Origin of the sequence: Lachnoclostridium sp. An76 (assembly GCF_002161355.1) — a bacterium.
GTDB classification, from domain to species: domain Bacteria; phylum Bacillota; class Clostridia; order Lachnospirales; family Lachnospiraceae; genus Mediterraneibacter; species Mediterraneibacter caccavium.
The window spans coordinates 263,885-285,312 of record NZ_NFHL01000003.1 but is presented as its reverse complement, the minus strand read 5'-3'; the positions used below and the strand labels follow the sequence as shown (position 1 = coordinate 285,312).

Sequence of the window (21,428 nt, the reverse complement as noted above, 5' to 3'; positions counted from 1 at the left end):
GAAAGGTATGGAGAGGAAAAATGAAATATATAGAATTCGATGAAACAAGAAAGATGGACCTGGTCCTGCTCGGAAGGGTGGCTATCGATTTTAACCCGGCATATAACGATCAGGTGAAGGAAGAATTTAAACCTTTGAAGAAAGTACATATGTTTGAAAAATTTGTAGGAGGTTCTCCTGCTAACATTGCGGTTGGAGTCACCCGGCATGGATTAAAGACCGGATTTATCGGAAAAGTTTCAGATGACCAGTTTGGGGAGTTTGTGACAGATTACTTTAATGTGTTGTCCGGCAAATTAAATGATGCTCTATCAGGCAGATTATTTTATGCCGATTTCGGCTCCCATGGGGGGAACAGTCACTTTAAAAATGGCTGTTTCTGCGAATTGTTTTCCTAAAAGAAAAACATCCGCAAATTAATTGCGGATGCCTTTTCAGCCAAGCGTGCTGTCGTTGATCGCCTGCATGACAATGTCGGATGTAATGCGGCCTGCAGATTGGCTGTGTCCAATCACAAGTGAGGCATTGCAGAGCTTGCTGATCACACGGGCTGTCCCATCGGAAGCGTTCAGGATCGCTTCAATTGCTGCATCGTCAAAAACAGAGTCTGTACAGCCTGCTTTTTTCAGTTTCCACTCAATGTAAGCGCGCCCCTCTTCCTTTGAGTACCCTTCAATGTTGTAGTTCATAATGATACGCTGGCGGAGTGGCTCATGGATGGACAGCTGGAGCGTATTGTTCAGCTGGGGCAGCCCAACCAGAAGGATCACTGCCCGGTCCCGGGAATCCATCTCAAAGTTGAACAGGATCTTCAGATCGTTCAGGACGGCGTTCTTGATATAGTTCGCCTCATCAATGATGATCACAGGGGTTTTCCGTTTGTCCAGGGCAAGGCGGTTGATCTCCTCTTGAATGATATGGAAGTTTTCTGTTTTACGGTAGGAAGCCTGCGCACCAAGGGATACGGCAAGATTACGGTAGAAATCATTTACCGTAACCGTGGAGAGGCTGGTATAGATCACTTTGTATAAGGAAGGATTCAGCCCGGCAGACCAGGAACGTACCAGTGTTGTTTTCCCACGGCCGGGGGCGCCGGTAAGAAGGCCGAAGCCTTTCGTCTTTGCGAGGTAATCCAGCCGGAACTTCGCTTCCGTATATTCAGTACCCTCAAAAAGGATCTCTTTGGAATTCTTTAAAAATGGGTTGAATTCAAGTCCGTAACGCGCAGTAAGCTCCATCAGTCCTCACCTCCTGCCAGCCGTACTTTGTCACGTTTTACAAAGGAGTTGTCCTGTTTGTTGAGGAGGTGGATCGGCGTAAGGGAACCATCGGCCTCCACAACAAAGATATCTTTCATGTCCGGCGTATAACGCAGGGTGATGCGCTGCTTTGCAAAACGGTAATCGACCTCATACTCTGTCTGGTCGATCACGATGACCGAGTCCGCCGATACCCTGCGTTCGATCTCAAGAAGGAAAGAGGATTCGATCTGTTCATCCGGCAGGCGGCGGATCAATTCCGGCTCCTGAAAGAAGCGTTCCTGCGGGGAGATCCCTTTCAGGGAGGAATGGGGCCTCTGGTTATAGCTTCTGACATAGGCCAGCAGGCTGCCCCGGAGCTCTTCGAGTGTGTGGAAGTCCCTCATATCCAGGGATGCCATCCATTGGTCCTTCAGGGTACGGAACCACCGTTCGATCTTGGCCTTCTGCGTGGGAGTATAGGGGCGGCAGTAACTGATCACAGAGCCGATCCGGGCAGCCAGCAGTTCCATCTGCCGGTTTTTATAGGCCGGGCCGTTATCAAAGTTGAAAACCTTGGGCTTGCCATACTTTGAGACGGCAGACTTCATGACGGACATCAGGTTCACGAAGGTATCGCGGAAGAAAACATCCGCGCCAAGGATAAACCGGCTGGCATCATCGATCAGGGCGATCACGTAGACACGGTGTTTCCTGCCGTCTGCGGTCTTGAGCCATGGGCCGGCACTGGAATCGCCGCACCATACCTCATTGATGTGCGGCCTCTCGTAACGCCGCATATCCTGATTGTTTGTCAGGCGCTGCTGCAGGACGAGCTGGTTGATGAAACGGCAGACCGTAGATTCTGAGAGCTGCCCGGAACGGATGCTGCCGTTGTCCTGGAGCTGCTTATAGATTGCTGCGGCAGACATCCGGGGATACTGGTGTTTGAGATAGATGATCTGCTCTTTCAGGTCCCCGTCAATCTTCCGGCTGACACCGCAGTCAGAACGGCCGGTGGGAACCAAAGCATCAAAGCCGGATTTGCGGTAGGCAAGATACCATTTTTCCAAAGTTCCCGGAGAATAGTGGCGAAGAGAACCGTCCGGCGCTTTGATCCCTTTTGCCGAAACGGTGCGGAAATAAGCACTCAGGGATTCATAGTCTTCCTGGGTGCCTGTAATGAGTGGTGCAATCGCTGAATAACGCATCAGTGCGACTGCCTGTTTCTTTTCCTGTTCCATAGGTCAGGCCTCCTTGTTGTTTTTTCTTTATTGTAAGAGGCAACAGGAAGCCTGTCAGGTAAGGTTATGTGGGATAGGGAAAAAGTTTGTTGACCCGCCGGTGTATCTGCATGAACTGGGAAGAATAATCCGAAAAACAGGAACGGATCAGCGCATTTATTGGGGAGAGAGGTATCCTGAGGGAACAGAGCTTTTCCCTCCAGCAGCGTGTGTAGTTTCGGAGGACTGACTTGACGTTATTCTCATCAATGGATGGATTGTCTGCACAGGTCGAACTGACGCACCTTCCCTCTTCGTAGTCGTTACAGATCCTTTGCTGGTCAGAAAGAGGGATCTGGGAGTAGGGGACTATGGAAGACAGGAGGATCGCATGGGTAGCCCCGCATTCCGAACACTTTACCCGGCAGACTCTGAGCCGGAGAGGTCCGGAAGGGAGTTTCACAGTCCGCCTGTAGTAGCCGTGTATGGAGAGGCAGGCAGCGTGGCCGCAGGAACAGGCCAGCTGATGGAATGGAAGGTTATAAATAACAGAATCATAAAAGGATTGAGAAATCTGATTGCAATCCCTGACAAAAATGGTTATCATAGTCTTGTGAATGTGCACAGGCAATACTGTGCGTATGAGCAGTAGCAGGCCAGACTTTCCAGGGTGCAGGCCTGCTATTTTAATGCAACGACCATTATGATAACACAAACGGCATAGCATAAAGCAATCTGATGGAAAATCTATCAGAATAATTTATGCTATGCCTCTTTTTAATTCAGCTGAATATAACATGATTTAAAGGTAGATAAAATGCGGGATAACATTAATGAAGAGGGAATTGATACCAGCCATATCACAAAATGTACAGGCGGAGAAAAACTCGGGCTTACTTTTACAGAAATGCTTTCACCTGAGGAAAGCAGTATACTGATGTACCGCAATTGCATCGCAGACCTTCAGCTCAGTGTGGATGATATAGATGAAGAGTATATCAAAAATACGAAAGCGATTTTGATCTCGGGGACTTCACTGGCAGAAAGCCCGTCAAGGGAAGCAGCTATGAAAGCGGTGATGCTGGCAAAGAAAAATAATACGAGGATCATTTTTGATATAGATTACAGGGCTTATAATTGGAAAAATAAAGATGAAATTTCCATTTATTACTCAGCTGTTGCAAAAGAAGCGGATATTATCATGGGTTCCAGAGAAGAATTTGACCTGACAGAAAGGCTGATCTGCCCGGGAATGGATGATGAGCAGAGTGCTGCATACTGGCAGTCGCATAATGCAAAGATCCTGGTCATCAAACATGGAATGTCCGGATCTGCCGCATATACATGCGATGGACAGAAATTCAGTATCAAGCCTTTCCCGGTAGAGGCGAGGAAAGGTTTCGGAGGAGGAGACGGATACGGTTCCGGTTTCCTGTATGGGCTTTACAGAGGATGGGAGATAATTGACTGCCTGGAATTCGGCTCTGCGGAAGCTTCCATGATGGTGAGGAGCAATAACTGTTCGGATTCACTTCCCGGACCGGAAGAGGTGGAAGCATTTATCAGGGAAGAAAAAGAAAAATACGGTGAAATGGTGGCAAGAGCGTAAACGGAAAGGGAGAAGGAAAAATGACAAAAACACTTCGATTGACAACAGCCCAGGCGATTGTGAAATTTTTAGATAATCAGTATGTTTCCATGGACGGGAAAGAAACAAAATTTGTAGAAGGATTTTTTACGATCTTCGGACATGGGATCGCAGTAGGCCTGGGGGAAGCATTAGACAGCGATCCGGGACAGTTAAAAGTTTTTCAGGGAAGAAATGAACAGGGGATGTGCCATGTGGCAACAGCTTTTGCAAAACAAATGAACAGGAAGAAGATCATCCCATGCGCTTCCTCTATCGGACCGGGCGCGGCAAACATGGTTACAGCGTGTGCGACAGCTACGGTAAATAATATTCCTCTGCTTGTTTTTCCGGCAGACACATTCGCTTCCCGGCGGCCGGATCCGGTCTTACAGCAGCTGGAACAGAGCAGCAGCCTGGCTACGACTACAAACGATGCGTTTAAGCCGGTGTGCAAATACTGGGACAGAGTGACCAGACCGGAAATGGTCATGACAGCGCTTATCAATGCGATGCGTGTCCTGACAGATCCCGCGGAGACGGGAGCGTGCTGTATTTCCCTGTGTCAGGATACGGAAGGGGAATCATATGATTTCCCGGAATATTTTTTCCGTAAGAGGGTCCACAGGATCACAAGACCAGCCGCTGTGGAGGAGGAACTCGAAGATGTTGCGGAAGTGATCGCAGGGGCAGAAAAACCACTCCTGATTGTAGGCGGCGGAGTAAGATACTCTGAAGCAGGCGAGGCAGTGGAAAAATTCTGCGAAGAGTTTAAGATCCCATTTGGCGAGACACAGGGAGGGAAGAGCGCATGCAGGTCCAGCCATCCGTACTGCCTGGGAGGTATCGGGGTGACAGGTACATCCGCATCTAATATTCTTGCAAAAGACGCAGATGTAGTAATTGCTGTGGGATCCAGGATGTCTGACTTTACGACAGGATCCAAGAGCCTGTTTAAAAATGAAAATGTCCGTTTCGTGACAATAAATAACAGCCGCTACCACGCATATAAACTGGATGCGGTGAAAGCGGTCGGAGATGCCAGGGTGACGATAGAGGCATTGGCGGAAAAGCTGCGGAAAAGAAATTACAGGTCCGCCTACACAGACGAGATCGAGCGCGCGAAAGCCGCATGGGATAAAGAGCTGGAACGGCTCGGGTCGATTGAATATACGGGAGAGGATTTCGAGCCTCTCATCAAAGCGAGAGATATGCGGACGATACCGGAATTTGTCAGGCTGACAGACGGAAAAATCACGCAGACGGCTGCCCTGGCGGCAATCAACAGGACGATCGACAAAAACGCCACGATCATTACAGCGGGCGGTTCTCTCCCCAGCTGTATGCAGCGGATGTGGAAGACAGATAAAAGAGGCGGATACCACGCGGAATACGGCTATTCCTGTATGGGATATGAAGTGGCTGCAACACTGGGAGTAAAAATGGCAGAACCGGATAATGAAGTATACTGCGTGGTGGGAGATTCCAGTTTCCAGATGCTCCACAGTGAGATCATGACCATTATGCAGGAAAAAAAGAAAGTAAATATCCTGATCTTTGATAATTGTGGATTCGGATGCATCAATAATCTGGAAATGAACCACGGGATCGGGAGTATTGCTACCGAGTTCCGCTATACGGACGGCAGGAAACCGACGGGAGACTTGATCCCCGTAGATTATGCAAAGATCGGAGAAGGGTATGGATTAAAGACATATACATGCCGCACGGTCCAGGAACTGACAGACGCCCTTGAAGATGCCAAAACACAGAGAACAGCCTGCCTGTTTGACCTGAAAGTTATACCAAAGACTATGACAGACGGGTATGGATCCTGGTGGGATGTGGGCATTGCAGATGTTTCTGAGAAAGAAAGCGTCCGCAAAGCCAGTGAAGAGGTGATGAAAGAGCGCAGTGAAGCAAGGGATTATTGATCTGGATGTGCATGACAGGAGGAAGGAAAGATGGGAAAGGTATTTGGCTGGCCGGAGTTTGATGCAGACGGGGAAAAAATCCTTACGACCTATGAGAATGATTACAGTGAGATGATGATGGATATACGCGTATACCGTATGAAGCCGGAAGAGAAGAGGGAGTTTCTGCGTACAGGGGAAGAAACGGCTGTGCTCCTCCTGGAAGGAACTGTGACTTTTCAGTGGGAAGGGCAGGAAAAGACGGTCAGCAGGAAAAACGTATTTACAGAAGGACCGTGGTGCGTGCATACATGTACGGGACAGAAGATCGATGTAACTGCCCTCACAGATGTGGAAATACTGGTACAGTGTACAAAGAATGACAGGAATTTTCCGGGAAAACTGTACACGCCGGAGGATGCCCCGTGGGCCTATTCCTGCGCGGGAAAGTTTGGGAATACGGCAAACAGGCGGGTGAATACAATATTCGACCATGATATAGCGCCTGATTCAAATATGGTACTTGGAGAAGTGCTCAATGACCGGGGCAACTGGTCGGGATATCTGCCGCACCGCCATCCCCAGCCGGAAACCTATTATTTCAAGTTCGACCGTCCGGAAGGATTTGGGGCAAGCTTTGTGGGAGACGAGGTATTTAAAAGTACGGACGGGAGTTTTTCCGCGATCCCGGGAGGATGTCTCCACCCACAGGCGGCTGCTCCGGGATTCCAGATGTATACGTGCTGGATGATACGGCATCTTGATGGGAATCCATGGCTGCAGACAGACCGGTGCGAAGATGAGAGATATACATGGCTTCATGATGCAAAATGGTAAAAGCTTAAAAAAGAAAGAGAGAAGAAATGGCAAGAGAATTTATTGTACCGGGACGGATCATTTCCGGGACCGGGGCGCTTGAAACTGCAAAAACGATCCTGAAAAAGATGGGAAAGAAAGCTTTGATCGTCACAGATAAAGTGATGGTCGAACTGGGGAACTGTGCAAAGGCAGAACAGATTTTAGCGGAAGAGGGCATCGCATACAGTATCTGTTCTGAAATCACCGGAGAGCCGACAGATATTATGATCGAGAAAGGGTTAAAGCAGTACAGGGAAGAAAATTGTGATTTCATTATTGCCCTGGGCGGCGGAAGCCCGATCGACTCGATGAAGGCGATCGGATCCCTGGTTGAAAACGGCGGGAATATTTCAGATTATATGGGAAAAGAGATCGATGTGAAGATGCCGCCTATGGCAGCGATCCCAACCACTGCGGGAACCGGGTCCGAGGCAACACAGTTTACGATCATCACAGACACAAAAAAGGATATAAAAATGCTGCTGAAAGGCAGAGTGCTCATGCCGGATCTCGCGATCATCGATCCTCAGTTTACGATGACCGCTCCGCCGGCTATCACAGCGGCGACAGGGCTGGACGCCCTGTGCCATGCGGCAGAGGCGTATACTTCAAGAAAAGCCCAGACTCTGTCGGACACTTTTGCACTGTCTGCGGTAAAGAGGATCTTTCAGTTCCTTCCGGAAGCATTCCGTGACGGAAAAAACGAGGAGGCAAGAGTGCAGATGTCGATCGCGGCGCTGGAAGCAGGAATCGCCTTTAATAATGCGTCTGTGACTATCATACATGGGATGAGCCGGCCGATCGGCGCACTGTTCCATGTCGCGCATGGACTGTCAAACGCAATGCTGATGAAGGAATGCCTGGCTTTCGCGCTGCCGGGAGCATACAGCCGGTTTGCGGACCTGGGAAGAGCCATTGGAGCAGCGGATGAAAAAGACGGAGAGAAAGAGGCGGCGGAAAAATTCCTCAGCGCGGTAGAAAGACTGACAAAAGAACTGAAAACACCGGCTCCTGCGGACGTAGGGATCGGCAGGGAGGAGTTTTTCAAAGCGATCGATAAGATGGCGCATGACGCGATGGAAAGCGGAAGCCCGCAGAATACGGCGCGTGACGTGAGCGAAGAAGATTTAAAAAATATTTATAAAAAATTGTGGGAAGCATAAGAGGAGAACACGTTATGATTAAAATAGGGATTATAGGAGCAGGCAGGATCGGAAGGGTACATATTACCAGTATTACAACAAGAGTACATGGAGCGGTCATCAAAACGGTAGCGGATCCGTTTTTAGACGAGGATACGGCAGCATGGGCGAAAAGTATGGGGGTAGGACATACGACAAAGGATTACAGGGAGATCATTGAAGACCCTGAGATCGACGCGGTGCTGATCTGTTCGCCGACAGACACACATTCAAAGATCTCACTGGAAGCCATCAGGAGCGGAAAACATGTATTCTGTGAAAAACCGATCGATCATGATATGGATAAGATACAGGAAGTTATCAAGGCACTGGAAAATACCAATCTGAAATATCAGGTCGGGTTTAACAGAAGGTTCGACCATAATTTTGAATCACTGCAGAAAACAGTAAAAGAAGGGAAAATAGGGACGCCGGAAATCATTAAGATCACATCCCGGGATCCGGAGCCGCCGAGTATTGATTACGTCAAAGTCTCAGGGGGGATGTTCCTGGATATGACGATCCACGATTTTGATATGGTACGGTTCCTTGCGGGATGCGACGCAGAAGAGGTATATGTACAGAGCGCAAATCTGGTTGACCCGGCGATCGGGGAAGCGGGCGATGTAGATACGGCGGTCATTACTCTGAAAATGGAGAACGGAGCGATCGCTGTGATCGATAACTGCAGGAAAGCGGTCTACGGATACGACCAGAGAGCAGAAGTATTTGGTTCTAAGGGGATGGCGTCTATTTCCAACGACAGCCAGTCCTCGGTAACCGTAAGTAATGGGGACGGCGTGACCAGTGAAAAACCGATGTACTTTTTCCTGGAAAGATACATCGAAGCATATGGAAAAGAAATCGAAGCGTTTATCGATGCGGTCGTTAATGATAAGGAGACACCCCTGGGAGTATATGACGGATTAAAGCCGGTGTTAATGGGGCTGGCAGCTAAAAAGTCGAGCGAAGAGCACAGGCCGGTGAAGATTTCAGAGATCATGCAGTAAGGGGGTGAAAAAGATGTTTAATAAAGAAAAAGTAAAATTGGGGATCGCACCGATCGCATGGACAAATGATGATCTTCCGGATCTGGGGGGAGAGAATACATTTGAACAGTGTGTCAGTGAAATGGCTCTTGCGGGATTTACAGGCTCTGAGGTGGGAAATAAATATCCAAAGGATCCGGATATACTGAAAAAGGCGCTGGAACTCAGGGGGATAGAAATCTGCAACCAGTGGTTTTCCAGTTTTCTGCTCACAAAGCCTTTTGAGGAAGTGGAAAAAGAATTCCGGGCGCAGCTCGCTTTCCTGAAAACAATGGGCTCCGGGATCATAGGAGTTTCTGAACAGAGCCATAGTGTACAGGGGATGCAGGACACACCGATATTCGGACATAAATATGTTATGAATGACGCCGAATGGGATATTTTCTGCAAAGGGCTGAACAGGCTTGGGAAGATCGCAGCGGATGAGTATGGGATCTGCCTTACATATCACCACCATATGGGTACTGTTGTCCAGGATGAAGATGAAGTAGAACGGATGATGGAAGAAACAGATAAAAAATATGTCAGCCTGCTTTTCGATACAGGGCATTTTAAATACTGCGGAGCAGACCCGCTGAAAATGGTACAAAAATATGCTGACAGAATTAAACATGTCCACCTGAAAGATATCCGCCCGGAAGTTGTTGAAAAGGTAAAGAAAGAGGACCTGAGTTTCCTGGAAGGAGTGAGGCAGGGCACCTTTACGATACCGGGAGATGGATGCATCGATTTTGAACCTGTTTTCCGGGTGCTGGAAGAGAATGGATATGAAGGGTATATGGTGGTAGAGGCGGAACAGGATCCGGCCAAGGCAGATCCTCTCGAATACGCCATCAGAGCGAGAAAATATATTTCAGAAAAAACAGGATTATAACAGAAAAAAGAACAGGAGGGTTACTATGAAGAAGAGGATGAAACAAATAACAGCGCTGCTTCTTGCAGGAATAATGACAGCAGGTCTGGCGGCATGCGGCAGCAGCCAGGACGGAGATAACGCAGATAAATCTTCAGATGGCAAAACAACGATTAAAATCGCATGGTGGGGCGGAGAATCCAGACATGAGTACACACAGAAACTGATGGACGCCTATATGGAAGAAAATCCAGATATTGAATTTGAGGCAACTCCGTCAGGCTGGGAAGGATATTTTGAGAAGCTTTCAACCCAGGCATCATCCGGAAGTATGCCGGATCTTGTCCAGATGGATTATCAGTATATTTCAACTTATGCAAAAAATAATTCTCTGGCAGACCTTCAGGAATTTATTGACGACGGTACCCTGGATATGTCCCATGTTGATGACGCGACGATTGAAAGCGGCAGGATCGACGGAAAGACAGTCGGCATAGTTACCGGAACAAATACTCTGGCAGTAACCTATAATCCGGATGTACTGCAGCAGGCAGGGCTGGAAGCCCCGGCTGATGACTGGACATGGGACGACTATATTGAACTGAATACAAAGGTTACAGAGATGACGGGCGAACCGAGCGCATTAACTGCTACGATCGGTGCGTTTGGTGATATGAACTACTTTAACTACTGGGTAAGACAGCATGGAGAAACGCTGTTTAATGAAGACGGAACAGGACTTGGATTTGATGATGATTCCATAACGGCAGATTATTTCCAGATGTGGAAAGATCTCTCTGATAACAATGTAGCACCGGATCCGGACGAGCAGTCCCAGATAGAGACGCTTGGCATCGAATCTCTTCCGGTCGTAACAGGAGAGGCGGCTACGACGATCGAATGGAATACTTATCCGACAAAGGTTATGAGCAGCAATGATAATCTGAAACTTGCTTTTATGCCGGGAGCGACAGAAAATAACGCGATGTGGATGAAGCCGGCTATGTTCTGGAGTGTTTCCGAGACATCAAAAGTGAAAGAGGAATGCGCGAAGTTTATCGACTGGATGCAAAATTCAGAAGAAGCAAATGATATTATCATGGCAGATAAAGGCGTTCCGATCTCTTCTGAGATCCGCGATTATATGGTAAATTCAGGCAAGCTGACACAGACTCAGATCGAAATGTTTGAGTATGCGGACAAGGCGACAGAAATAGCAGGGGAATGCCCGGCGCCGGAACCGAGCGGGATTTCTGAAGTGAACGAAGCGTTTAAGAATGCGGGAACCAGTGTCCAGTACGGACAGACAACTCCGGAAGAAGCGGCAGCATCTTTCAGGGAGCAGGTTACGGATATCCTCGAAAGAAATAACGGGTAGACCGGAGTGCAGTGCATAATGCCTGCTGAATAAAAAGAAACAGTTCCGCAGGAAAGTGGATTTTAATAATTCCGGTTTCTGCGGGACTGTTAAATTTAATCTGGCGAAAAGCAGAAAAAAGGTTGAGAAAATTATAAAAACATGGTATATTATTAATTGTGTCTGATATGGACACAATTATAATATAAGTTTCCGTAGCTCAGCAGGATAGAGCGACCGCCTCCTAAGCGGTAGGTCGGGTGTTCGAATCACCTCGGGAACGTAACCGAGAAGCCGAAAATTCCTTGAAAGATCAAGGAGTTCGGCTTCTTTTTATTTTCTGGAAAATCCGAACACGGAACCTGACGGCGATCAGCAGTTCACAATTTGCTAATCGGAGCAAAATTTCTGCGAAAAATCCAATTATAAAACTGAATAAAATTCAAAATAAATACTATATCAACTGTTTTGGAAGTTCGCTCAGACAAAGGATTCTCGGTATCCAAGCTATATATCACATATACAAATCGGAGGATGCTGGGGACTTTGTATTATAAAGGAATCGCCGGGATCGACAGCATGCTGGAGATGAAAATCTTTTTTGGTGATAACTGGTAGCCAGCATCGGGAGCAAATTTATGGAGGAGAATCCGTGTATGTATTAAGATATCAGGAAGAAAAGGATGGAAAGATCACCTTTAGCAATGAGGCAGAGTATAGCAGAATGCAGCGCGGCGTACAGTGGTAGCGCGGAAAGCGGTTATACGGTCACCCAACAGCCATACTCCTGTCAAAACAGAGAATACACCGGAAACAGGTGACCATGGAAATCCTGTATTGTGGATTGTCCTTATGGGATTCGCGGGAACAGCTTTTTGCGGTTAATAGAGAAAAAAAGTAACCTCGTACGGATATTGCAAATCATAATACTATATTGAAAAAAGGCTTCTTTTTTTTGATCTGATTGACGTGGCTGCTGACATTGTTTTATGATACAGCCAGTTTATATATAGTAATTAGGAGGATGATTAAGATGGTAGGAGTAGTTGTAACAGGGCACGGAAATTTTGCAACAGGACTTGAATCCAGTCTGAAACTGATTTACGGAGGATCTTCCCACATTAAGTTTGTAGATTTTATCGAGGGAGAATCCACAGATACATTGAAAGCAAATCTGAATGCAGCTTTTGATGAGCTGAAAGAGGAGGGAAGCATTCTCGTCCTGTCAGATCTTCTGGGAGGATCGCCGTTTAAGATGGCAGTGGAAAGTAAATTTGAGCGCCAGGATGTTCCAATCCAGGTTGTGGCAGGGACAAGTTTTGCTCTGCTTCTCGCCTGCGCGACAATGATCGAGATGTTCGATGACGCGCGTGATCTGGCTGAAGCTGCAATCGTAGAGGGAAAAGATGCAATGACACTTTTCGCACTCGAGGAAGAAACGGAAGAAAACTCTGATGAGGAGGGAATTTAAGCAGGACTTACTGGAGGAAAATGAAGGTGGAAAACAGAATTCAGATCATTGACAGAGAGGGCGCTATCAAGGCAGAGGCGAGTGCCGGGGGACAGGTTGTCCTTGCATGGAAAGGTGAGTATGGAGAGGGAGATCGGATCATATTCCGGGCCGGAAGCACAGATACGTTTTATGTGCTGCGGGCAGACGACGTCATGGATGAATCATTCGTCTATTTGACCAGAGAAGAGATCATCTTCGACATACCTTTTGAAGAAAAGAAACTATGTTATAATCCAAAAGCCTTTACAGGGGAAAGACATTATCTGACCATGCGTCCGGCTGAAGAGTGGGAGATAAAACGGTATAAAAACCTGGCACACAATCCGATGGACCAGCACGGTGATACAGGATACTGGCCGCATGCATCCGCAAATGTAGAAACAAGGGGTGAGTCTGTCTTTGCCGCAAGAAATGCGATTGACGGACTTCTCGCGAATGACTCTCATGGGAGATGGCCTTATGGATCATGGGGGATCAATATGCAGGATGACGCTGAGCTGACGCTTGAATTCGGACGACCGGTAGACTTTGACAAGATCCTGCTCTATACACGTGCAGACTTTCCTCACGACAACTGGTGGACACAGGTCACATTAACATTTTCTGACGGAACGGAAGAAACAGTGGAATTAGAAAAAAGTTCCAGAGCGCACGTAATCCCCCTGGTCAGAAAAGCAATTACATGGCTGAAGCTGGGCAGGTTGATAAAAGCAGATGATCCGTCTCCGTTTCCTGCGCTGACACAGATCGAGGTATATGGAACAGAGAGCAAATAATAGCAGACAACAGGTTTACATATCAGAATTGTCTTAAAAAATAATAAATGTGTTAAGAAAAGCAGTGGAGTGTGTGATGCTCCACTGTTTTTATATGCAGGTTTCGGGATAAGAAAGATCCATTAAGCGGGAAACATGTAGAATAAAGAGTTAATAGTTTACCAGGTAAAAGCATGTAAAAAGGCAATAAATTTGTACTTATGCACAAAAAATGAGTGAATATTTTGTAAAAAATAATCATTATATTTTACTTGTACAAAATATAATGATGCATTAGAATGAAATTTAAGTAAATAGGTTTACTTAAATAAAACGGAAGAAGGAGCGTTGCAATGAAGGACAAAAGATTTATGAAAAAGTTTTTCTGTCTGATTCTTAGTCTGGCAATGATCGTATCGCCGCTGAGTGTAAGTGCGGCAGGTGATGGAAATTCAGGGGGAACCAATTATTTTACAAACGGTTCCTTTGCAGACGAAGATGGTGATGGAAAAGCTGATGGCTGGACATACTGGAATGGAACAGCCACATCCGCAGGATCACAAACAGGAGAGGATGGATTAACTATTTCTGCCGACAGTAGCACTGTGAAACAGCGTTTGACTGTACATCAGACGGTTACTGGACTTGAAGCAGGAAAGACTTATACATTTTCAGGTTTGCTAAATGTATTAAGTACATCAAAAGGTTCGGTTGAGGTCCGTTATGGTGTGGACGGCACTAATACAAGAGTTGCTTATCACACGAGCAAAACCGACGGGTGGGAGGAAATGAAAGCCGAGATCACACTTCCGGAAGGTGTGACGAGCATCAAGTTTGAGGTTGTTGTAAGTGAAGGTGCTACGCTGGTAACCTCTGTAAAAGATTTTTGTCTTACAGAAAGTGAAAATCCAGGGGAAGAAGAAAATGAAAATCTGATCGTTAACCCGGCTTATGATACGGATGACATTTCCTCTATACCCGGGTGGTTTTATTATCCGTCTTATGAGGATAATGCAGGAAAAAATTACAAAGCTGAGATAACAGATGATAATGAATTCAAGGGAACAGTACTCGGAGGAAGCAATCTGGTTCTTCATCAGACTGTTAAATTGGATACGGACGGGCTGAATAAGAAATATCGTTTTTCCGGCCAGATCAAAACGGAAGATATTTCTGGCTATGCAAGCTTTAGGGTCCAGCTTGTAAACAGTTCGAACAGTGGACTGGGCACTACAGAACCGAAGCAGATTAAAGGAACAACAGACTGGACAGATATCGAATTTGAATTCGAGGTGCCGGAGAAGTCAGGTGGAACTCCGGTAGCAGGGTTTAAACTGGAGCAGTATATACTGAAAGGAACAGGAACTGCCTGGTTCAGAAATGTAGAGATTGTTGAAGTCGGCGCAATGGATGATCTTGAGGAAGGCGATCCGATCGACACCCTGATCTTCAACGGCGGATATGAAAAGACTGCTTCGGGATTCCCGGCTTCGTGGAGTCTGTGGCAGAGTACGGGAGGTTTGAAGGGATCTTCTGACAGAGAAGTATTTTATGAGGGATATTCTTCACTGCACATGGAAAATGTAGTGGAGGGCACGAACTCAAGAGGTTCTGTTCACCAGACATTCAATTTTACAGACGATCTGGAAGATCTGCAGGGACAGTCCATCAAGATGTCACAGATGATCAAAACAGAGGATTTTGCAGGAAAAGGACTGTCGATCCGCCTTCACTATACAACGCGGAGCGGCGTTAAGATCGAAGTGTCAAGCAAAGCTGTTCCGGTGAACACGACACAGGACTGGACGGAGTATGTCTATATCCTGGATCTTCCGTCAGAGCCTCTCGATGCCCTGAAAGTAGAATATCTGTATGATGAGTGTCAGGGAGATGTGTGGATTGATAATACAAGAGTAGAGAAATATATCAAGGCGACAGGCGTTGATGTAACGCCGGAAGCGCTTATCATGGAAGCGGATGAAGAACAGCAGATGAAATTGACCTTTGTGCCAGAAAACACGACCGTGCAGGACGTTACATTCAGTAACAGGGATAACTCTGTGATATCAGTAACTTCAGACGGACTGGTTAAAGCGTTAAAGAATGGTGTTTCAACGATCACTATTTACCAGGAAGACGGTGTGGAAAAAGAAGTGGCTGTTCTTGTAGGCGATAAGATCCTGGATTATGCAGGGCAGATCTCGATTTCCACACAGCAGAATGTCACCAGTGAGGGATCCCTGCCGGAGGGATATATTTACAAAATGCTGGCAAGACCGCAGCACGGGACGTTCCTGATCGAAGATGGAAATAACTACACATATTATCCGGATAAAGATTATGTGGGAGAAGATTCTGTGGCACTGCTGGTAAGCGCAGAGGACGGTTCGGGAGCGCAGACAATCGTGGTTGCTGATCTCCTGGTCGAAGCAGTGGATTCAGCTCCGCAGTTTGATGATTTCACTATTCTGACTACAATAGGTGAACCGGTTAATGGAACACTTGTAGCCACAGATCCGGAGAATGAAGAACTTACATTTTCTGTTGTTGAAGCTCCGGAAAACGGCGCACTCACATTGGAGGGAAATGCTTATGTATTCGAGCCGGCTGACGGATTTACAGGTTATGACAGTGCGATCGTAAGAGCTGAGGATAAAAATGGAAATAGAGCGGATGCTTCTGCTACAATTTATGTTGCAGATTCACCGGAAGCAATCCTGAAGACAGTCAAAACCGGACATTCCCGCCTGCTTGCGGACGATGCAAGGTTTGAAGATTTGAAAAACCTGGTTGAGACAGACGACAACGCAAAGGCGTGGTTCGAGGATGTGAAGGAGACGGTGGATGCACTGGATGACACTCCTGTTCCGTATGAATGCCCGGACGGTGTAAGGCTGAACACGCAGGGGTCAAAAGATGTTGTGAATCTTGCTTTTGTATATCGGATTACTGGTGATGAGAAATATCTTGACCGCGCATGGGTAGAACTGGACTCTATGTGCAGTGAGGCATATCCTGACTGGCACCCGAGCCATCTTCTTGATACAGCTATGACTGCGAATGGAGTTGCCATTGCGTATGACTGGCTGTATGACTACCTGACAGAAGAACAGCGTGTGCAGGTAGAGGAGTCGATTTATGAAAAAGGTCTTCTGGAAGCTGAGAGACAGTTTGATGCAAACCATATGTTCGTCACCAATACGAACAACTGGAATTATGTATGCAACGGCGGTTTTGCAACCGCGGCGCTGGCAATGGCAAACCATGAGAATGAAGATTATTCATATAAAGCAGGCGAGATCCTGCAGAAATGCTATTTATCTATACAGTACGGTCTGCCGCAGTACGCACCGGAAGGAGACTCCATTGAAGGGATTTCTTACTGGGATTACGGAACAAGATATCTTGTATCGTTCCTTGCAAGCGTCTCTTCTGCGACAAATGTAGAGAACCCGTTCCTTGATGCGCCGGGAATTTATGAGACTGCTCTGTATCCGATCTATATGAGCGGAAAAGCGGGAACATACAATTATTCAGACAATGATATGACAGATGCAGCAGGATACCTTAATCTGTGGTTTGCAGAAGTGTTTGATGAACCTTCCTATACTTGGTATCACAAGGATTACATGGCAAAAGGAAATCTGGGAACGATCTATGACCTGCTGTACTACTATCCGGATCTGTATGAAGCCGATGCGCCTGAGCAGCTGGATCGGTATTATACATCCCAGGCAGTGACAACGATGCGCCACGATTTCGAAGATCCGGACAGTTCGTTCCTCGGATTTAAAGGCGGGCTTAACGGAGCTCCTCACGGAGATATCGACATCGGAAGTTTTGTGTATGACATTTACGGTGTAAGATGGGCGTTTGATTTTGGAAAAGAAGATTATAACCTTCAGGGATATTGGGAGATCGGAGAAGGCGGAACAAGATGGAACTATTATCGCAAAAATGCAATGGGACACAATACGCTTGTGATCAATCCCGAAAAAGGCGCCAACCAGACTGTCGGGGCGTATGCGGGAGCGATAGAACAGAAGATCAATCAGCCGGGAGGCGGTTACACGATCCTTGACATGAGCGATGCTTATCAGGAAAATGCCGTTAATGTGAAACGTGGATTTGCATATTTGAATCGTACTCAGGTATTGATCAGAGACGAGTTTATCCTGAAAGAAGCAGGTGATATCTACTGGCAGATGCATACAGAGGCAAATGTAAAGATCTCTGAGGATGGAAAAACAGCAGTTCTGTCAGAAGATGGGAAATCCATTGAACTGCGTCTCTTTGACCAGGACGGAAGCAATTACAGATTCGAGACGATGGCGGCAAAGCCTTATGATGGGATTGAAATGTCAGAAGGTGAAAATCCAAATGAAGGGATCACGAAGATTTACATTAAAGCTTCGGGGATCCAGCAGGGAACATTTAATGTGCTGCTGACTCCGGCAGGAGAAAAGGATCCGGAAGTTCTTCCACTTGACGAGTGGGATCAGTATGATTTCTCTGAACTGAGACCAGAAGTCCCGGACAGCGGAGAAATTCCGGGAGAGCCGGATACAGAAGGTGATACTGTCAACGGAGAAAATCAGCCGGTGGGTGACAAGGGAGAAAATCCAAAAACCGGAGATGGCGGTATGGGAATGGCTGTCCTGTATATGGCTGCATTGGCCGCAGTCCTGACCGGATCAGTAGTATATATCAGAAGAAAAATGTTAAGACGGTAACCTGGCGCTGAGCGGGCGTGAAAACGCAGCCAGATATGCCGGGAAGCAGTAAATAACCTGCCCCTGCACAGACTTTGCAAATGCGGAAGTCCTGTGCGGGGGCAGGTTTGAGTTTCGGGGATAAACAGTATCTGAAGGGGATAAGTTAAGTGCAGGGATCATATCCGGACAGGATGATCATGAGAAATTTTGTACTGCTTTGGGGACAGGCCGTATTCTTTTTTGAAAGCGCGGTAAAAACTTGTATAATCCCTGAAGCCGTACTGCCGGAATACCTTCGTAATAACCGCGTTTTGGCAGAGTGCCTTTCTACACATTTCAAGCCGCCTTTTTGTGATATACTGGTGGACGGTGATCCCAAAGTCCTTTTTAAAGCTCTGGAGGATCTGCGAACGGCTGATATAAAATGTTCTGGCAAGCTGATCGATCGTCAGATCCTCATTCAGATGGTGTTCAATATACTGGATAAGACTACTGTTTAATTGAAGATGCTTTTGTGTTTTATCTGAGGTTTCCAGTTCGTAAATGATCCGATTCAGATCGAAGACGATCTCACTGATACAGAGCCTGATCTTTGTTTCCTTTCCAAAACGGCTGGAGTTGATTTCCTGGAAGAGATCGAATATCCTTGAACAGACGGACTGAAATGCGGCAGCTCCAAGAGGATAAACGTATTTTACATCTGCTCCTGACGCGTGGATAAAATAGTTGTAATCAGGCGGATAACCAGGCAGGCTCCTGAGGATGCCTGGAGTGATCCTCAGGGTGATATTCCTGCAGTCTGGATCCGTGCCTTCAAAGGTTATAGAGCGGGCTATGCCCGGGGGGATAAGGATGACTGTATCCGGAGAGACTGTATATGTCCTGCCGTCGATCACAAGGCTTGCCCTTCCTGAGGAAAAAAAACAGAATTCGTAATGATCGTCTGAAAGCGGTCCTCTGCCTATACAGCTGTCGAAACAAAGTTCTAAATCTTCACCGATCAGATCCGGTATTTCTGAAAATAAGTATACTCTATTCATATCACATCTCCTCTTTTGTTTCCATTTGAGAGGGTATAAATTTTAATGGTTTACCAAGTGAGTTTAACACTATGTTTACTTATGATTCAAGAGGGAAATAGCGAAAAAGGGATTTTGGTAAACTTTTACATATTTGGTTTACTGACTTTTTGAACATTTAAAAGTTGTTTTTTTTAAAGGGGATACGTAAATATATACAAAAAACAGTGGTTAAAAATGTCTATAATGCTGAAAAAAATAAAAACAGTGAAAACTAATTGACTTGAAAGTTATTTTTGTTATACTACAAAAAGTAGTAAAACAATTTACTAATTATCTACAATATGAAGGGATACATAAGACGTCTGGTATCGGATTCAGAAAAGGAGCAAGTATGATTAAAAAAATTCACGTAGAAGATGTGAAGAAAAGGGAAAAGTACCTTGCGGAACCTTTTTTAACGGAGGAAAAGGTTAAAAAGGCTATGGATGGCGTAGTTGAGCGTGTCCGTATTAATATGGACTATTTCGGGACAAAGTTTCCCAGTCCTGCCACAAAAGACCTGAAGTATGGCGTTATTGAAAACATTGAATGGACAGATGGGTTCTGGACCGGTCTTCTGTGGCTCTGTTATGAGTATACAAAGGACGAGGTCTTCCGCAGGAGAGCGGAGGAGAATATTGATTCTTTCCTGAACCGTGTGGAAAAAAGAATCGAGCTGGATCACCATGATCTGGGATTCCTGTACAGTCTTTCATGCGTAGCCGGATATAAGGTTACAGGAAGTGAAAAAGGCAGACAGGCGGGGATCCTCGCGGCAAATAAATTAAGCGAGAGATTCCAGGAAAAAGGTGGTTTTATCCAGGCATGGGGAGAACTCGGAGCCAGGGATAATTACCGACTGATCATTGACTGTCTGTTAAATATCCCGCTTCTTTACTGGGCAAGTAATGAAACAGGTGATGATTCTTTCCGGAAGATGGCGGAACGTCATTATACAGCAGCATGTAATAATGTGATCCGGGACGATGGCTCTGCATACCATACATTTTATTTTGATCCGGAGACAGGAGAGCCGCTGAAAGGCGTTACGAGGCAGGGATACAGCGATGATTCGGCATGGGCAAGAGGACAGGCATGGGGCATCTACGGTGTACCGTTGAATTACTGCTATACGAAGAACGAAAGTGCTTTTAATCTTTTTAAAGGTATGACGAATTATTTTCTCAACAGACTGCCGGAAGACGATGTGTGCTATTGGGATCTGATCTTCGGAGACGGCTCGGGACAGTCAAGGGATTCTTCTGCAGCGGCCGTGGCAGTATGCGGCATGCATGAAATGCTCAAATACCTTCCGGAGATGGATGCAGATAAAGATGTCTACCGCCACGCTATGCACAGGATCCTCGGGTCTCTGATCGACAACTATGTCAGTGATGCGAAAGAACCGGGATCACCCATCCTGCTTCACGGAGTTTACTCCTGGCATTCGGGGAAAGGTGTGGATGAAGGAAATATCTGGGGCGACTACTATTACATGGAAGCACTGATGAGATTCAGCAGAGACTGGAACCTCTATTGGTAAAAGAAAAGGAAAAAGAGAAAAGGTGAAAATGAAGGAGGAACAATCATGGCAACACCAAATATTGTATCATTGAGGATTGATGAGAGACTGATCCACGGACAGGGTCAGATCTGGATCAAGGCACTTGGCGTCAATACTGTAATTGTCGCGAACGATGAGGCGAGTACGGATCCGATCCAGCAGACGCTGATGAAAGCAGTTGTCCCGAAAACGATCGCAATGAGATTCTTTTCTGTACAGCATACATGCGACATTATTATGAAGGCATCTCCAAAACAGATTATCTTCATCGTGTGCAAGACACCGGAAGATGCATTAAAACTTATCGCCGGAGGAGTGCCGGTAAAAGAGGTTAATATTGGAAATATCCACCATGCTCCGGGAAAGCAGGAAGTGAATAAATATATCGCACTGGGAGAGGAAGACAAGGCTGCGCTCAGAGAACTCCGCGATAAGTACGGCATTACTTTCAATACTCAGGCTACAGCTTCCGGCGACGACGGTACCGCGAAAGTGGATATTAATAAATATTTATAATCTAA

General features: G+C 46.4%; 15 protein-coding genes, 1 tRNA gene and 2 pseudogenes. 14 read left to right on the top strand and 4 right to left on the bottom strand.

All coding sequences use genetic code 11. The features are described 5' to 3' along the window. Positions 1-20: 20 nt before the first annotated feature. A pseudogene (locus tag B5G27_RS08095) lies at positions 21-281 on the top strand (PfkB family carbohydrate kinase); the annotation flags it as partial. 153 nt (positions 282-434) lie between these two features. On the opposite strand, the gene B5G27_RS08090 reads toward B5G27_RS08095, so the two are convergent. The 3 genes from B5G27_RS08090 to B5G27_RS17060 form a co-directional block, all read right to left on the bottom strand. Further along, entirely contained in the window at positions 435-1,238 is an 804-nt protein-coding gene (locus tag B5G27_RS08090; protein WP_087177053.1) for an ExeA family protein, read from the bottom strand. Next, a complete protein-coding gene (locus B5G27_RS08085; protein WP_087178389.1) occupies positions 1,238-2,482 on the bottom strand; it encodes a DDE-type integrase/transposase/recombinase in 1,245 nt (414 codons plus the stop codon). The genes B5G27_RS08090 and B5G27_RS08085 overlap by 1 nt, the downstream gene beginning before the upstream one ends. A gap of 64 nt (positions 2,483-2,546) precedes the next feature. Further along, complete coding sequence (locus tag B5G27_RS17060; protein ID WP_442911428.1) at positions 2,547-3,068, bottom strand: DUF6431 domain-containing protein; 522 nt, start codon at positions 3,066-3,068, stop codon at positions 2,547-2,549. Between the two features lie 216 nt (positions 3,069-3,284). Here B5G27_RS17060 and B5G27_RS08075 point away from each other — a divergent pair. From B5G27_RS08075 to B5G27_RS08025, 11 genes and pseudogenes are all read left to right on the top strand, one after another. After that, positions 3,285-4,070, top strand: a pseudogene (locus tag B5G27_RS08075) (PfkB family carbohydrate kinase); the annotation flags it as partial. 20 nt (positions 4,071-4,090) lie between these two features. Further along, positions 4,091-6,022: a 3D-(3,5/4)-trihydroxycyclohexane-1,2-dione acylhydrolase (decyclizing) gene (gene iolD, locus B5G27_RS08070; protein WP_087178388.1), complete on the top strand. Its 1,932-nt coding sequence runs from the start codon at positions 4,091-4,093 to the stop codon at positions 6,020-6,022. A gap of 30 nt (positions 6,023-6,052) precedes the next feature. Further along, on the top strand, positions 6,053-6,838 hold the full coding sequence (locus B5G27_RS08065; protein WP_087178387.1) for a 5-deoxy-glucuronate isomerase: 786 nt from the start codon (positions 6,053-6,055) through the stop codon (positions 6,836-6,838). A gap of 26 nt (positions 6,839-6,864) precedes the next feature. Beyond that, the gene (locus B5G27_RS08060) at positions 6,865-8,022 is read left to right on the top strand and encodes an iron-containing alcohol dehydrogenase (RefSeq protein WP_087178386.1); all 1,158 of its coding nucleotides are present in this window, start codon (positions 6,865-6,867) and stop codon (positions 8,020-8,022) included. 14 nt (positions 8,023-8,036) lie between these two features. Next, positions 8,037-9,050 carry an inositol 2-dehydrogenase gene (iolG, locus tag B5G27_RS08055; protein ID WP_087178385.1) on the top strand — a complete coding sequence of 338 codons (1,014 nt, stop codon included), beginning with the start codon at positions 8,037-8,039 and terminating at the stop codon, positions 9,048-9,050. Positions 9,051-9,063: 13 nt separating this feature from the next. Then, positions 9,064-9,963 carry a myo-inosose-2 dehydratase gene (gene iolE / locus B5G27_RS08050; protein WP_087178384.1) on the top strand — a complete coding sequence of 300 codons (900 nt, stop codon included), beginning with the start codon at positions 9,064-9,066 and terminating at the stop codon, positions 9,961-9,963. 25 nt (positions 9,964-9,988) lie between these two features. Continuing rightward, positions 9,989-11,320 carry an ABC transporter substrate-binding protein gene (locus B5G27_RS08045; RefSeq protein ID WP_087178383.1) on the top strand — a complete coding sequence of 444 codons (1,332 nt, stop codon included), beginning with the start codon at positions 9,989-9,991 and terminating at the stop codon, positions 11,318-11,320. A 188-nt stretch (positions 11,321-11,508) separates the two neighbouring features. Next, positions 11,509-11,582, top strand: a tRNA-Arg gene (locus B5G27_RS08040). Positions 11,583-12,332: 750 nt separating this feature from the next. Next, positions 12,333-12,770 carry a PTS fructose transporter subunit IIA gene (locus B5G27_RS08035; protein ID WP_162611220.1) on the top strand — a complete coding sequence of 146 codons (438 nt, stop codon included), beginning with the start codon at positions 12,333-12,335 and terminating at the stop codon, positions 12,768-12,770. Between the two features lie 26 nt (positions 12,771-12,796). Next, positions 12,797-13,588, top strand: a complete 792-nt coding sequence (locus B5G27_RS08030) for a carbohydrate-binding protein (RefSeq protein WP_087178491.1) — start codon at positions 12,797-12,799, stop codon at positions 13,586-13,588. 332 nt (positions 13,589-13,920) lie between these two features. Beyond that, the gene (locus B5G27_RS08025; RefSeq protein ID WP_087178381.1) at positions 13,921-18,300 is read left to right on the top strand and encodes an Ig-like domain-containing protein; all 4,380 of its coding nucleotides are present in this window, start codon (positions 13,921-13,923) and stop codon (positions 18,298-18,300) included. Positions 18,301-18,458: 158 nt separating this feature from the next. On the opposite strand, the gene B5G27_RS08020 is transcribed toward B5G27_RS08025, so the two are convergent. Then, on the bottom strand, positions 18,459-19,322 hold the full coding sequence (locus B5G27_RS08020; RefSeq protein ID WP_087178380.1) for a helix-turn-helix domain-containing protein: 864 nt from the start codon (positions 19,320-19,322) through the stop codon (positions 18,459-18,461). Between the two features lie 373 nt (positions 19,323-19,695). Between B5G27_RS08020 and B5G27_RS08015 the strand changes: the two genes are divergently transcribed. Together B5G27_RS08015 and B5G27_RS08010 are read left to right on the top strand one after the other, a co-directional pair. Further along, positions 19,696-20,886 carry a glycoside hydrolase family 88 protein gene (locus tag B5G27_RS08015; RefSeq protein WP_087178379.1) on the top strand — a complete coding sequence of 397 codons (1,191 nt, stop codon included), beginning with the start codon at positions 19,696-19,698 and terminating at the stop codon, positions 20,884-20,886. 45 nt (positions 20,887-20,931) lie between these two features. Next, positions 20,932-21,423: a PTS system mannose/fructose/N-acetylgalactosamine-transporter subunit IIB gene (locus B5G27_RS08010; RefSeq protein WP_087178378.1), complete on the top strand. Its 492-nt coding sequence runs from the start codon at positions 20,932-20,934 to the stop codon at positions 21,421-21,423. Positions 21,424-21,428 lie beyond the last annotated feature (5 nt).

Bases quoted from the DNA above. Each gene is read 5' to 3' on its own strand.
- B5G27_RS08035 (WP_162611220.1), top strand. From the start codon at position 12,333: ATGGTAGGAGTAGTTGTAACAGGGCACGGAAATTTTGCAACAGGACTT.
- iolD (WP_087178388.1), top strand. From the start codon at position 4,091: ATGACAAAAACACTTCGATTGACAACAGCCCAGGCGATTGTGAAATTT.
- B5G27_RS17060 (WP_442911428.1), bottom strand. From the start codon at position 3,068: ATGATAACCATTTTTGTCAGGGATTGCAATCAGATTTCTCAATCCTTT.
- B5G27_RS08060 (WP_087178386.1), top strand. From the start codon at position 6,865: ATGGCAAGAGAATTTATTGTACCGGGACGGATCATTTCCGGGACCGGG.
- B5G27_RS08065 (WP_087178387.1), top strand. From the start codon at position 6,053: ATGGGAAAGGTATTTGGCTGGCCGGAGTTTGATGCAGACGGGGAAAAA.
- B5G27_RS08010 (WP_087178378.1), top strand. From the start codon at position 20,932: ATGGCAACACCAAATATTGTATCATTGAGGATTGATGAGAGACTGATC.
- iolG (WP_087178385.1), top strand. From the start codon at position 8,037: ATGATTAAAATAGGGATTATAGGAGCAGGCAGGATCGGAAGGGTACAT.
- B5G27_RS08045 (WP_087178383.1), top strand. From the start codon at position 9,989: ATGAAGAAGAGGATGAAACAAATAACAGCGCTGCTTCTTGCAGGAATA.
- B5G27_RS08015 (WP_087178379.1), top strand. From the start codon at position 19,696: ATGATTAAAAAAATTCACGTAGAAGATGTGAAGAAAAGGGAAAAGTAC.
- B5G27_RS08020 (WP_087178380.1), bottom strand. From the start codon at position 19,322: ATGAATAGAGTATACTTATTTTCAGAAATACCGGATCTGATCGGTGAA.
- B5G27_RS08025 (WP_087178381.1), top strand. From the start codon at position 13,921: ATGAAGGACAAAAGATTTATGAAAAAGTTTTTCTGTCTGATTCTTAGT.
- iolE (WP_087178384.1), top strand. From the start codon at position 9,064: ATGTTTAATAAAGAAAAAGTAAAATTGGGGATCGCACCGATCGCATGG.
- B5G27_RS08090 (WP_087177053.1), bottom strand. From the start codon at position 1,238: ATGGAGCTTACTGCGCGTTACGGACTTGAATTCAACCCATTTTTAAAG.
- B5G27_RS08085 (WP_087178389.1), bottom strand. From the start codon at position 2,482: ATGGAACAGGAAAAGAAACAGGCAGTCGCACTGATGCGTTATTCAGCG.